This is a genomic window from Pirellulales bacterium (genome assembly GCA_019636345.1).
In the GTDB taxonomy this organism is placed as follows: Bacteria; Planctomycetota; Planctomycetia; order Pirellulales; family Lacipirellulaceae.
On record JAHBXQ010000002.1, the window covers coordinates 57,414 to 69,906 of the forward strand.

The 12,493-nt window shown below is 66.4% G+C and carries 10 protein-coding genes and 1 tRNA gene; 4 read left to right on the top strand and 7 right to left on the bottom strand.

All coding sequences use genetic code 11. From position 1 onward, the window contains the following. The first annotated feature begins 98 nt into the window (after positions 1-98). Positions 99-839, top strand: coding sequence for an MBL fold metallo-hydrolase (locus tag KF688_04090; GenBank protein ID MBX3424840.1), 741 nt, complete (start codon positions 99-101; stop codon positions 837-839). Between the two features lie 180 nt (positions 840-1,019). Here KF688_04090 and KF688_04095 read toward each other — a convergent pair whose 3' ends face one another. Continuing rightward, positions 1,020-1,643, bottom strand: coding sequence for a DUF2513 domain-containing protein (locus KF688_04095; protein MBX3424841.1), 624 nt, complete (start codon positions 1,641-1,643; stop codon positions 1,020-1,022). 565 nt (positions 1,644-2,208) lie between these two features. Between KF688_04095 and KF688_04100 the strand changes: the two genes are divergently transcribed. Next, positions 2,209-2,283: transfer RNA gene (locus tag KF688_04100), tRNA-Pro, on the top strand. A gap of 91 nt (positions 2,284-2,374) precedes the next feature. Then, positions 2,375-3,373, top strand: coding sequence for a sugar nucleotide-binding protein (locus tag KF688_04105; protein MBX3424842.1), 999 nt, complete (start codon positions 2,375-2,377; stop codon positions 3,371-3,373). 124 nt (positions 3,374-3,497) lie between these two features. Here the strand turns inward: KF688_04105 and KF688_04110 are convergent, their stop codons facing one another. Beyond that, positions 3,498-4,025, bottom strand: coding sequence for an NUDIX hydrolase (locus KF688_04110; GenBank protein MBX3424843.1), 528 nt, complete (start codon positions 4,023-4,025; stop codon positions 3,498-3,500). A gap of 295 nt (positions 4,026-4,320) precedes the next feature. On the opposite strand from KF688_04110, the gene KF688_04115 reads away from it, so the two are divergent. Then, complete coding sequence (locus KF688_04115; GenBank protein ID MBX3424844.1) at positions 4,321-5,364, top strand: hypothetical protein; 1,044 nt, start codon at positions 4,321-4,323, stop codon at positions 5,362-5,364. A 102-nt stretch (positions 5,365-5,466) separates the two neighbouring features. Here the strand turns inward: KF688_04115 and KF688_04120 are convergent, their stop codons facing one another. The 5 genes from KF688_04120 to rpsF form a co-directional block, all read right to left on the bottom strand. Then, on the bottom strand, positions 5,467-8,958 hold the full coding sequence (locus KF688_04120) for a BamA/TamA family outer membrane protein (GenBank protein ID MBX3424845.1): 3,492 nt from the start codon (positions 8,956-8,958) through the stop codon (positions 5,467-5,469). A 234-nt stretch (positions 8,959-9,192) separates the two neighbouring features. Then, positions 9,193-10,617: a replicative DNA helicase gene (dnaB, locus tag KF688_04125; protein ID MBX3424846.1), complete on the bottom strand. Its 1,425-nt coding sequence runs from the start codon at positions 10,615-10,617 to the stop codon at positions 9,193-9,195. Between the two features lie 250 nt (positions 10,618-10,867). Then, positions 10,868-11,380: a 50S ribosomal protein L9 gene (gene rplI, locus KF688_04130; protein MBX3424847.1), complete on the bottom strand. Its 513-nt coding sequence runs from the start codon at positions 11,378-11,380 to the stop codon at positions 10,868-10,870. 109 nt (positions 11,381-11,489) lie between these two features. After that, entirely contained in the window at positions 11,490-11,957 is a 468-nt protein-coding gene (locus KF688_04135; protein MBX3424848.1) for a single-stranded DNA-binding protein, read from the bottom strand. Between the two features lie 139 nt (positions 11,958-12,096). Beyond that, on the bottom strand, positions 12,097-12,486 hold the full coding sequence (rpsF, locus tag KF688_04140; protein ID MBX3424849.1) for a 30S ribosomal protein S6: 390 nt from the start codon (positions 12,484-12,486) through the stop codon (positions 12,097-12,099). Positions 12,487-12,493 lie beyond the last annotated feature (7 nt).

Consider the following 12,493-nt stretch of genomic DNA (forward strand, 5'->3'; position numbering starts at 1 on the left):
GTCCAATTGCCCCAAGGTCCCCGTCTCCGAGCGGCGTAGATCGATCCCGAATCGCCAACTACAATAGCTGCAGGGTCCACCGCGGTCGCAGAATTCTCATGAAACTTGTCTTGCTTGGGACGACCGGCTATCACCCGTGCGACCGTCGTCAGACGGCGTGCTTCATGCTGCCCGAACTGGGCGTGGTGCTTGACGCGGGGACCGGCATGTACCGCGTGGCCGATCACCTGCAGACCGATTCGCTCGACGTATTCCTGACGCACGCCCATCTCGACCACGTGATGGGGGTGACGTTTTTGTTCGACGTGCTCGGATCTCGCAAGCTGAAGCGGGTGCAGATCCACGCCGAGCCCGACAAACTGGCGGCGATTCGCGAGCACTTGCTCGCCCCGCTCTTGTTCCCGGTGACCCCGCCGGGGGACCTCATTCCGCTTGATCCCGAGGTGCGGCTGGCCGACGGCGCCAAACTGACTTGGTTCCCGCTACGACACCCCGGGGGAGCGGTCGGGTATCGCATCGACTGGCCCGACCGGTCGCTGGCGTACGTGACCGACACGATCGCCGACCCCGAGGCGCTGTACGTCGAGAAGATCCGCGGCGTGGACTTGTTGATCCACGAATGCTACTTCGCCGACGGCAACGAGGAGCAGGCGGAACTTACCGGGCACAGTTGCCTGACCCCCGTGCTGCAGGTGGCCGCCAAGGCCCAGGTCGGCCGGCTCCTTCTCGTGCACATCAACCCGGTGCTGGGCGACGACGCCGAGTTGGGGCTCGACGCCGTGAAATCGATCTTCCCCGCCGTCGAAATCGGCGTCGACGGAATGGTAATCGAGTTCTAATTCTCGGACATCTCGCCATGCCGCTCTCCGCGGCATCGTCTGGCGGGTATCGCAACGAGAAAAACCGGCGACGACGATGCACCCATCGCCGCCGCCGGTCGAATCCTCAACATTGCAGCTTCGAACTTATGGGGCGCAAGCCCCTCCCAGGTCTGGACCGTTAGCCCCACGGAGCCGCAGCTAGATCAAGTAATCCGGCAGCGTCGCTTCAAACTCAAAATCCACGACGCCGTCGCCGTCTACGTCGATCCCGTTGCGGCAGTACCCGTTGGCGTAGCCGCCGGCGTAGTATGCGTCGCGACGATCGGTTCGCCACCGCGGCAGGTACGCCTCGTCGGCGTCGGTCCACTCGCGCACCTCGTGCCGCCAGGGTTCAAAGCGATATGCAGGGCGCGCAGTGGAATAAACATCCGCCGCGGGACGCCCCGCCGGATAATAACGCCGCCGCGACAGCGGCCGACCGGCGGCGAGCGCCAGTCGCACCAGAATCGTCCGCACGACAGCCAGCGACAGCCCGCCGGTTCGTTCCTGGCAGATCCACTTCGCTTCGCGCCACCGCCCTTCATGACGCGACAGCTCGAGCAGCTCGTGCCCGTCGTGCGTCAGCCGAACGCAGGGAACGTTGTTCGCGGTGCGGTCGATCTCTTTGAGCAATCCCCCGTCGATCAGCAACCGCAGGTGGTAGCGAATCCGCTCCTCGGCCTCCTGATTGGGACCGGTCCGCAGCACGCTCACCGAGCAGTCGATGCCGCGGTTCTCGATGTCCAGCAGCAACTGCCGGGCGAGGTCGATGTCTCGTTTCATTCGTGACACTCCATTGCGGGAAAGGAAACAAGGGCGCCGGGGCAGGCCGTTCCCAACGGCCGAAGCTGCCCGAACGACAGCAAACGCTCGCCGGCGCGGTGTGAGGCGCAGTTCGATTCACTTGCGAGGGTCCATCGCCGAATTCCCTCGACCAGCGGCGAATGTGGTCCAGGGCCCCGATTCGGTCAAGACGAGTTGCTGCGTGCGAAAATTGTGAACTGCCCAGGACGCCGAGAACGCCATGGGAGAACGGAGTCAAAGGCGGCGTCTGCTAGCGTGCCGACGCCGCCTCGATTCCCGATGTCATGACGAGAATAGGCGTTGGTTCACGACTCCTCGACAGGGTGGCCGGGGTCGAACAAAGCGAGTTCCCAGTCGAGTTCCCGGCCCCGCAAACGGCATCGCTGCCCGTGGAAAAACCGCCAATTGCCGGGCGCCGTCTGGCCCACTATACTGCGGGACTGCCGACCGGGCCCCCAAGCACGCCGGTCGGCACGGTTCCTCGCCCGGGCGCCGCCGGCCTTGCCGCGCCGTCCCCCCGCGGGGCGCCAGCATGTTGAGATCTCGGGCCGTGGCGCAGTCTGGCTAGCGCGTTTGACTGGGGGTCAAAAGGTCGCAGGTTCGAATCCTGTCGGCCCGACTTGATGCAGCTTCGTGGCCGCAACTCGCCTTCTGCGGGGAGTTGCGGCCTTTTTTCGTGCACTTTGGTTCTCTCTCGTGCGATCGACCCGATGGGCGACGACCACGCTCCGATTTCCCTGCCGCTGTTGATCACCGGCGTCGCCGGCGTCGCCGGGTACAACGCGCTCGCTTATTTTGCCGCGCGCTACCCGGGGCAGGTCGTCGGCATTCGGCAGGCCGACAACTGGCGGTTGCGCGGGCCCGGGATCGTCGCCTGCGATGCCGAAGATCGACCCGGCCTGCTCCGGCTGTTCGACAAGCGGCGGTTTCGCAGCGTGCTGAACTGCGCCGGCAATTGCGCCCTGCGGGCGTGCGAACTCGACCCCCGCTTGGCTCATCGCACGAACGTCGAAGGGCTCGTGAACCTCGCCTCGATCATCGCCGAGCGCGACGTGCGATTGGTGCACCTGTCGATCGATCTGGTCTTCGCCGGGCGCGACGGGGGGGACTATCGCGAGGACGATCGCCCCGACCCCGTGACGGTGTACGGCAAGACGATGTCGGCGGCCGAACAGATCGTGGCCGATTTCCTGCCGCGGGCGTGCGTGGTGCGAATCTCGCTGCCGATGGGGGTGAGCTTCAACGGCCACGCGGGGGCGATCGATTGGATCCAGTCGCGATTCGCCAAAGGCCGGCCGGCGACGTTGTACTACGACGAGGTTCGCACGCCGACGTACACCGACTGCCTGAATCCCCTGTTCGAGCGGCTGCTGGCGAGCGATCTGGCCGGGCTCTACCACGCCGGCGGCCCACAGCGGTTGTCGCTGTACGAGATCGCGCAGATCGTCAACCGCGTCGGCGGCTACGATCCGCACCTGCTGCACGGCTGCATGAGACGCGACGCGGGACCGATCCCCCCCCGCGCGGGGAACGTGGCGCTCGACTCGTCGCGACTCGCCACGGAACTCGGCTACGATCCGTTCACCCCCTGGCCGTGCGACCCGACTCTCGTCCCCACCGGCCGCCGCTGGCACTACGAACGCTGCAGCAACTGGGGCTCCCGCGCGGAGCTGGAGCGGGTGTTGTCTCGGAACCCGCTGCGGGCATGAGCATGCAGTCCCATCGCACGAGCGCTTTGTCAGCTCGAGTCGATTGGGTTGGGGACGACGCACCCAGTTGGCTGAGAGAGCTGTTTCGCCGGCCCCTACCCAAGAGATAACCTGCGCCTTAGCGCTAGGAACAGGCCCCCCGGGCCCGACGCATGCGGTCCCACACCAACAGCGCCGCGATCGTCTTCGCGTCCTCGATCTCGCCGCGGTCGATCATCGCGAGCGCCTCGTCCCACGGGACGACGAGGTTTTCAATGTTCTCGCCCGCCTCGCGGGCCGTCGGACCGGGGGCGAGGCCCTCGGCGACGAATACGTGCATTCGTTCGCGCAAGATGCCGGGGGACATGAAGAACCCCGGCAGTTTGCGCCACGCTTGTGCGACGTAGCCGGTTTCCTCCTGCAGTTCGCGCTCGGCCGTGACGGCCGGAGGTTCGTCCGGTTCGAGAGTCCCCGCCGGCAGTTCCACAAGCGTCTTGCCGACCGCGACGCGCTCGTTGCGGATGAGACAGACTCGGTCGTCGTCGACCATCGGAACGATCGTCACCGCGCCCGGGTGGAGCACGACCTGCCGCCGGGCGGGTCCTGCGGGGGAGTCCTGTTCGAGTTCGACCACCGTGAAGCGGGAGGTCTCGAGAAGCACTTTGCCTGGCACGGTTGCTCCGTTCTGCAAGTGATGCGACCCCTCGGTTGGAAAATGGGGGGCTTCGCCGCGATCCCAGGCACGCTGCCGCGTCCTGCCGGGGTCCGGGAAAACGCCCGCGTTTTCCCGACCAAGCGGCCGAACTGTTTGCTTGAAAATAGGCCGATTGATACGATAAAGCCTGACGGTCGCTTGCGCCTATCCGGCCTCGCGGCCGGTCGATGGCCGGGTGCGGGCGGAACGCGGTCGGGCCTTTTCCCAAAGCAGTCTCAGGCATTGTCGCGCACGCTGACCCCCGCGGCGAATCATGTACGGCGCCCTCACCAGCAGTTGGAGTTTGCGGCTCGGCCGTTGGCAGGGCTGTGAAGTCCGGCTCCACATTCACTTTCCGCTGTTGGCGCTTGCGGTCATGCTGGCCGCGACGGTGAGCGGGCTGTTCACGGCCGGCGAGGGATTGGTCGCCGTCGGGGTCTGGTTGGCGAGCGTCGCCGTCCACGAGGGGGCGCGAATGGTCGCAGCCAGTCGCGTCGGCGGCCGAACTCACATGATTGTCCTGGCGCCGACCGGGGGACTGGCTCAACCTCATCTGCCGGCCGATCCGCCGGCACATCTGGTGACGGCGCTTGCCGGGCCGACCGCCTTTCTGGGAATGATCGTCGCCGCGGCGTGTGCGCTGGTGGCGCTCGGCCGGGTCGAAGTGCTGGGGCTGTTGTCGTTGTTCGCACCGGAACTCGACGGCGGCGGGTCGCGACTGGTGTTGGCGCTGCAGTTGGCGGTGTGGATCAACGCTTGGCTCTTGCTTGTGAATCTTGTGCCTGCTCCCCCCCTGGACGGCGCCGAACTGTTGCGCGGGCTGTTGTGGCCGCTGGTGGGGCGGGCGAGCGCCACCGCGGCGATGTCGCACTTCGCCCTCGGCGCCGCGGCCGGCACGGCGCTGTTGGCCGTGGTGCTGCAGCATCAGACGCTGGGCGAGGTCGTGCCGGCGTGGTTCCCGCTGAGCGTGTTGTCGGTCGTGCTGCTCTACGGCGGAAATCGACTCAGCCGGCAGCGGCGATATGACGTGGGGCTCGATATCGAGCAGTTGCAACTCGACGAATCGCTCTGGCTGCAACCCCAGCCCGAGGAGGATCGCGAGGCGGTGCTCGTCGAACACCTGCAACAGCGGCAGGAAGAGACGATCGATCGCAAACGTCGGCAGCGCGAGGACCTTGAGGACGCCCGGGTCGACGACATCCTGGCGCGGCTCACGGCGACGACGTTCGACAAGCTCTCGGAGGAAGAGCAGGCGATTTTGCGCCGAGCGAGTCGCCGCTATCGCCGGCGCCGACACGAACCGCCCCGCGAGCGGTGAATTCGCTCGTGAGCCGACTCGCGCGCAAGTTCTAACCGGAGGCCAGCGGCCTCCGGATCGTCGGCGAGCCTCGGTTCATGATGCTCCGCGCGCGAGGACCGCTTACCGCGAGAAGCCGACGCTGAAGCTGAAAACCTGCTTGTCGTCGAACGCGGCCTCGTTGACGGCCCAGGCGAAGTCGAGCGCGATCGGCGCCGGGCCCATCGCCGGGACCGTGATCCGCAGGCCCGCGCCCGGGGCGACGCGGAAGTCCTTGATCGTCACCGTCTCCTCGACCGTGCCGAAGTCGCAGAACACGACCCCGTGCAGCATGTCGTCGGCGGTGATTGGGAACAGGTACTGCACGCTGTTGAGCCACTGGAAGTCGCCGCCCACCTCGACGTTGCTGCGAATCGGCGACGCCCCGCGGAAGTCGAACCCGCGCATCGTCGCGAAACCGCCGGCGAAGAACCGCTCGAAAATCGGCGTGTGGGTTCCCGTGTAACCGACCGTCGTGCTGTAACTGAGCACCTGCCGCCCCGAGTGGTCGGGCCGTTCGGTGATCATCCAGTACTTGCGAAAATCGGCGATGACGCGCGGGTAGTCGAACGTGCCGATGACCTGCTCGCCGGTGATTTGGGCGTAGTAGCCCTGCGTCGGCAGGAACGCGTTGTCGCGGGTGTCGTTGATGACCGTGACCCCGAAGCCGTGGATGGCGTTGTCGCCCAGCACGTCGTCCAGGTCCTGCAAGGTTCCCAGCGGCACCGAGGGATCGTGGATGTTGACGTTCTCGCCGCGGTAAGTGAGCGACGCCGACAAGTCGCGCTCAACCCACTGGTATCCCAGCGAGACGCGACCCCCTAGCCGTTGCTCGTCCCAGTCGCGGTAGCGGCGATCGAAGAACGACCCGCTCAAGCCGAGGATGATCGGCCGATCGAGGAAATAGGGCTGCGTGAAGCTGATCAGGTAGCGGTTCACCTGGCTGCCGGGCGAGGCCTCGATGCGCAATCGCTGTCCGTCGCCGCGGAATGCCGTGCCGTTGCGGACGTCTTCAAAGCTGCTTGGCCAACGCCGCCAGTTAAAATTTCGTTCGTCGATGACGAAGTTGCCCACGACCCCCGCGTCCGAGTTGACCCCCACGCCCATCTGCAGGCGCCCGGTCTGCGTTTCGGTCCCTTCGATGAAGATGTCGACTGCTTGGTCGGAATAGGGTTGCCCGGCCGGGCCGTAACGCCCGTCGGGAAACAGGATGTAGCCGGGCAGCGGCCCCTGCGGCGAGAGCGGCGTCGGCGAGATCGATCCCGCGGGGGGATTGATCTGCGACGAGTATTGGGCCGGCTGCACCTGCGGGTCGTAGTAAATCGGCGCCGAGGAGGGGCCCGTCGGTTGTACGCTTTGCCCCCCGGCGACCGCGGTATAGGCGTTTTGCGGCTGTTGAGCGCCGCCGCCGAGTTGCGTGTACGCCCCTTGCGCGGCAGGGGCGGGGCTCTGCCCGCGGACTTGCTGGTAGGGATTCCCCCCGCCGGCTGTGTTTGCGACGACTGGCGCGAACGGAGCCGGGTTCGCGGCGAACTGGTTTGCCGGGGCTTGGATCGAGGGGGCCGCAGGCCATGTCGGGGCCGTCGGCGAAGTCGGGGCGGCCATCGGAGCTTGGTCGTAGAGGCCATACTGCGCCGGCGCCGCGAACTGCGAGTAGGCCCCGGGGGCGTACTGCGGCTGGGCGGGCGGGGGCGAGTCGTGCCACGCCGTCGTGTTGGTGGCCGGGGGACGGTGCGCCGGCGACTGCGCCGCAGCCGCTTGCGGAGCCTGCTGTTGCGGCTGCGGGGTCGTCGGGTGATACGCCGTTCGCGGCTGCACCCAGAACAGATCGGTCCGCGGAGCGGTGACGGGGCTCTGCCCTCGGAAGATCGGTTCGGTCGCTGTCGGCGGCAACGACGTCGGTCGCGGCTGGGGGGCCGCGGGCGATTCGTAACTCGCCGGCACGACGACGCTCGGCGACGTCGCAGGCATGTCCGATTCCGTTTCTTCGGCTTCGACCCACCGCAAATAATGCTCAAAGTCGTCGCAGAAGACGTGCATGTCGGCCCCGTCAGGCGCCGGACGAGGGACGGCGGCGGGAGCAGCGGCGTAGACCGGCGCCTGAGTCGGTGCGGTCAACTCCGCGGCGCTCGGCGGCGGCAGCACGGGCGTCGCGGGAAACGGCTCGGCCGAGGCGACGCTCTGGCCCCGCATCCCCCCGGAGTACTCCGCGGCGGCCAGGTCGTACTCTTCGGGAATCTTGTAGGTGATCTTGGGCTTCTGCCCGGTCGCGGCGTCGACGTGGTAGAGGCTGCTCGCCTGGAGTCGCCGTTCGCTCGCTTTGAGCTCGCGGATGTCCATGATCTCGCCGGGGCGCAGCGTCACGCGATTGAGCGCCGTTTGGATCCGCGTGTGAGGATTGTCTCCCCCGATGTGAACGAAGATCCGCCCCACGCGCCACTGTTTTCCTTCCTCGATGTGGTACACGAGATCGACCTGCCCCGGCTCCTCCAGGAAGATGGTCTCGGGTTTCACGTCGGCGAACACGTACCCGCGGCTGCCGTAAAGCTCCTGGAGCCAGTCGGCGGTCTCGCGCATCTTGGCTTGCTCGAACGGCTGGCCGTCCTGCACCTTGGCCTGCTCGGTCATCGCGACGCCGTCGAACTTGCTGTTGCCGTTGAACCGGACGTTGCGGACGTTGTAACGCGGCCCTTCGTTGATGACGAACGTCAACACGGCCCACTTGTTCGCTTCGTCGTACTCGATCTTCCGCCCCACGCGGGCCTGGAAGTAGCCGTACGAGCGGTAATAGGCGGTGAGCACGTCGACGTCGGCCTGGATCTTCTCCAGGTCGACGTAACCCTTGAACATCATCAGGATCGGGGGCTTGCTTTTGACCACCGCCTTGCGGAGCCGCCCGGCGCTGACGAATTCATTGCCGACGAATTCGACTTTCTGAATCTTCTGGGCGGCGCCTTCGTTGATCAGATAGACGACCCCTTTGTCCTTCACCTGGCTCCCTTCGAGCACGGTGACCTGGACGTTGTTGTAGCCCTTGCCCTGGTAGTACTCGCGGATCTTGCGGCGCCCTTCCTGCACCGACTGCGGATCGACCGACCCGCCGACCTTCAGCAGCGTTTGCTTGCCGAGCGTCTTGTCGCTGAAGCGGTTGTTGCCGATGTACTCGACATAGCGAATCGTGGGCCGCTCGGTCACCTCGAATACGACAATCCGGCCTTGGGGCGTCTTGACGCTCTTGGGCTTGACGTCGACGAACCAGCCGACGTTCGCCAGCCGCCGGACGTCGCGATTGACGACGGCAATGTCGAACGGTCGCCCGGCGCGGGTCGTGAGCTGGCCCTCGACCTTGGCCGTGGGGACCGTGTCGTTGCCGACGATTCGGACTTCGACCACCAATTCCTGCCCGGAGTAGTCCGCCTCGGGGGCGGCGACCTCCTCGATCCCCTCGCCCGCCAGGGGAGGGCGGGGGAGCGACTCTTGCGCAGCGGCCAGCCCGCAGCCGGTTAACGCCAACAGCAGCGACGCCGCCAGGCGCCAACCGTCGGGTGCATTCTGCCGAGAGACAAGCGGCTGCATGGGCACGTCGCCAGGTGGTTTCGTCAAGAAAAGTGCGAATTCCGTGGTGCGGCGCAGGCGCGCAACTGCGCCCGCCGGCCGAATGGCGGCGAAGGAATAGCCGATCGGCCCAGGACCCACAAGGCAGATTGGCGGACAGGCGCACGTCGAGAAAGCGGAGTGCGCGGGGCCGCCCGGATGCTGGCGCCGTTCAGCCGCCGGCGCCGGGGAGGCCGGCGCGAGGGTGGCGACAAGTCAGTTGAAGCCGCCGCTGTCGCCGACGAACTCGGCGTACGGTTTGTGCGAGAAGTTGCGGAAGCGAGTCAGTTCGTGAATCCACGTCAGCTTCACGTCGCCCGTGGGGCCGTTGCGCTGCTTGCGGACCAAGAGATCGGCCTCGCCGCGGACCCGCTCGCGATCTTCCTCGTTCGACTGGTAGTACTCCTCACGGTGGACGAACATCACGACGTCGGCGTCCTGCTCGATGGCGCCCGATTCGCGCAGGTGGCTGAGCTGCGGTTTGTTGTCGCGCGACGCTTCCACCTGCCGGTTGAGCTGCGCGAGGCAGAGCACAGGCACGTCGAGCTCGCGGGCCAGTCCCTTGAGCCGCCGAGCGATCTTCGACACTTGCTCCTGCCGCGGATCGCGGGCGTTGTCCGGTTCGATAAGCTGCAGGTAGTCGATCACGATCAGCGACAGCCCCTCGCGTTTCTTGAGCCGCCGGGCCTGGGCGGCGATTTCCGTCATCGTTCGGCTGGGAGAGTCGTCGATGTGGAGCGGCGCCTGGCTCAACTCGCCCGCCGCTTCGACCAGCTTGCGGCGTTCCTCCTGGGTGATCGTGCCGTTGCGAAGCCGGTGGCCGTTGACCCCCGCCACGCTGCACAACAGCCGGTCCCCCAACTCGATCGCAGCCATTTCCAAACTGACGAACAGCACCGGCTGGCGGAGCTGCAGCACGACGTGCTCGGCCATGTTCATCGCCAGCGCCGTCTTGCCCATGCTTGGCCGGGCCGCCAGGATGATCAGTTCCGATTTCTGCAGCCCGCCGGTCATCTGGTCGTAATCGTCGAAGCCGGTCTCCAGGCCGCCGAAGGCGTGTTGCTGGTCCATCCGGGCCGCGATCCGGTCGAGCGATTCCTGCAGCACGTCGCTGATGGTCGCCAGCTGCCCCCCGCCGCGCTGGTCGAGGATGCCGAACACGCGCTCCTCGGCCTTGGCGAGCACGTCGCGGGTTTCGGCCGTCGAGTTGTACGCATCGTTGGCGATGTCGGTCCCCGCCAGGATCAGCGAGCGGAGGATCGACTTGTCGGCGACGATCTTGGCGTAGTACTCGGCGTGAGCCGCGGTGGGAACCTGCTTGCCGAGCTCGGCCAGGTAGGCGGCGCCGCCGATCGCCTCGTAGACCCCCGCCTTGCGGAGTCGCTCGACCAGCAGCATGAGGTCGATTTGCTCGCCGCCGTTGTGCATTTCGAGCAGGTGCTCGAAGATCGTCCGATTGGCGTCGTCGTAAAAGTCGTGCGCGTGCATCACGAGCGCGACTTCGTCGAACACCTCGGGCAGGAGCAGAATGCTCCCCAGCACGGCCCGTTCCGACTCGAGCGCGTGGGGCAATTGCCGATGGATCGACGGCTCGTCTCCGCCGGTCGTTTGTCCGCCGCGTCCTCCGTTTCGCTCGGCCATGTCGCTCGCTCCTTCGCGCTGGCGGTGGAAAACAAATCGCCGCGCCCGTCGTCGACGAGCGCGGCGATTGCGTGGATTGTGGCGGATCGAGGAGGGGACGCAACCGGCCGAGAGAGAATCGCTCGGAATACGCCCTCTGGCAGCGGCGAAATCGAGATTCCGACTCGGGAAAACCTGTTACGACCGGCGCCAGGGCCGGGTTGCGCGACGCACCCAGCCGCCCCTTCCCCGGCATCACTGCCGGGATGCGTCAGTTGGCGCCGACTTGCGGGACGACCCAGACTTTGAGCTCGCCCTCGACCTCGCTGGAGAGGCGGAACTTGACCGTGTAGAGGCCCAATTCCTTGAGCGGGCCTTCCAGGCGAATCTGGTCGGCGTGCAGGTGGACGTCGTTCTTCCGCAACGCGGCGACGATGTCGTTGGCGCCGACGCTGCCGTACAGGTGACCGTCCTCGGTGGCGTTCGCTTCGATCGTGACGCTCTGCTTGGCGATCTCGGCGGCTTCCTTGCGGAGGCCGGCTTGGCGGGATTTCTCGATCTCCTGCAGCTTGGCGCGGTGCTTCTCGACCATCCGCTTGTGGTGGTCCGTGGCGATCGTCGCCAACCCTTGCGGCAGCAGATAGTTGAGGGCGTAACCGCGGCGCACCTCGACGACCTCGCCCTGCTTGCCGAGATCCTCGACCGAGTGGATGAGCAGCAGTTCGACGCCGCCGTGGGACCCGACGGGGAGACGCTTGTGATCGGGGCGAGTCTTGGTCTTCATGGCAACAGGGCCCCGCGGGGCGAACGTGGGTGAATGAATCGGTTGATCGTCAGAACGAGCAGCCCCGGGGGCCGCGCGAGCGACGCGCGTCAGCGATTTGTCGTGGATTTTAGAACGGAATTTCGTCGTCCGGGGGGCCGGCAGGGGCGTGCTGGCCGTAATCGTCGTCCGGGCCGGAGTCGTACGCCTCGGCTCGCGGTTGGCTCGACCGGGCGCTGGTACCGGCGCCGCGGCCTCCTCCCCCGCCGCCTTCGCGGCCGCTAAGCATCTCCATCTTGTCGCCGGTGACGCGCAGTTTACTGAATTTCTGCCCGTCTTTCTCCCAGCGGTCCTGCTTGAGCCGGCCTTCGATCAGCACCGGCGAGCCCTTGCTCAAGTATTCGTTGGCCACCTCGGCGGTCCGCCCCCAGAGGGTGACATCGATGTAGTGGACTTCGTTGACCCACTGCTCGTTCCGCTTGACCCGTTCGTTGACCGCCAGCGAAATCTCCGACACGGCGGTCCCGCTGGAGATGTACCGCAGCTCGGGATCACGGGTCAGATTGCCGACGAGAATGACGCGGTTGAAGCTGGCCATGGCGTTGGGCTCCGCAATTCGGATCGGGCGGCGGTAGTGAACGGATGTACCGCAGTGCCCCTAGGTTAGCAGGCTCGCCGCCGGGCTGCAAGCGTTTCTTGAGCCGCTGCAGCGACAGGGCCGGCTTCTCGGGGGGGAGCTAGGCGCCGGCCCCGACGGGTTCGCCTTCCTCGACCGGAGCTTCGGACAGCGGCTCGCCCTTGGCGTGGGCCAGGATCGGCTCGACCAACTGGTGGGGCAACCGGACGAACAACTGCCGAAGGATCGAGTCGTTGATCTCGCAGGCCCGCGTCAGTTCGGTGATCTTCCCGGTCGGGGCCCGGAAGTAGATCAGCCAGTAGGCGCCCTTGCGCTGTCCGTTGATCGGATAGGCCAGCCGACGCTCTTCCCACAGCCGGCTGACTTCGATGTCGCCGCCGATCGCCTCGATCAGCCCTTCGACCTCCTTGGCGAGCTTGTCACGCTCGCGGGCGAAGCGGTTCGAGTCGAGGATGAACATCCCTTCGTAAACGCCAATATTCTCAGCCAAAGCAACG

Bases quoted from the DNA above. Each gene is read 5' to 3' on its own strand.
- KF688_04090 (MBX3424840.1), top strand. From the start codon at position 99: ATGAAACTTGTCTTGCTTGGGACGACCGGCTATCACCCGTGCGACCGT.
- KF688_04095 (MBX3424841.1), bottom strand. From the start codon at position 1,643: ATGAAACGAGACATCGACCTCGCCCGGCAGTTGCTGCTGGACATCGAG.
- KF688_04105 (MBX3424842.1), top strand. From the start codon at position 2,375: ATGGGCGACGACCACGCTCCGATTTCCCTGCCGCTGTTGATCACCGGC.
- KF688_04115 (MBX3424844.1), top strand. From the start codon at position 4,321: ATGTACGGCGCCCTCACCAGCAGTTGGAGTTTGCGGCTCGGCCGTTGG.
- KF688_04120 (MBX3424845.1), bottom strand. From the start codon at position 8,958: ATGCAGCCGCTTGTCTCTCGGCAGAATGCACCCGACGGTTGGCGCCTG.
- dnaB (MBX3424846.1), bottom strand. From the start codon at position 10,617: ATGGCCGAGCGAAACGGAGGACGCGGCGGACAAACGACCGGCGGAGAC.
- rplI (MBX3424847.1), bottom strand. From the start codon at position 11,380: ATGAAGACCAAGACTCGCCCCGATCACAAGCGTCTCCCCGTCGGGTCC.
- KF688_04135 (MBX3424848.1), bottom strand. From the start codon at position 11,957: ATGGCCAGCTTCAACCGCGTCATTCTCGTCGGCAATCTGACCCGTGAT.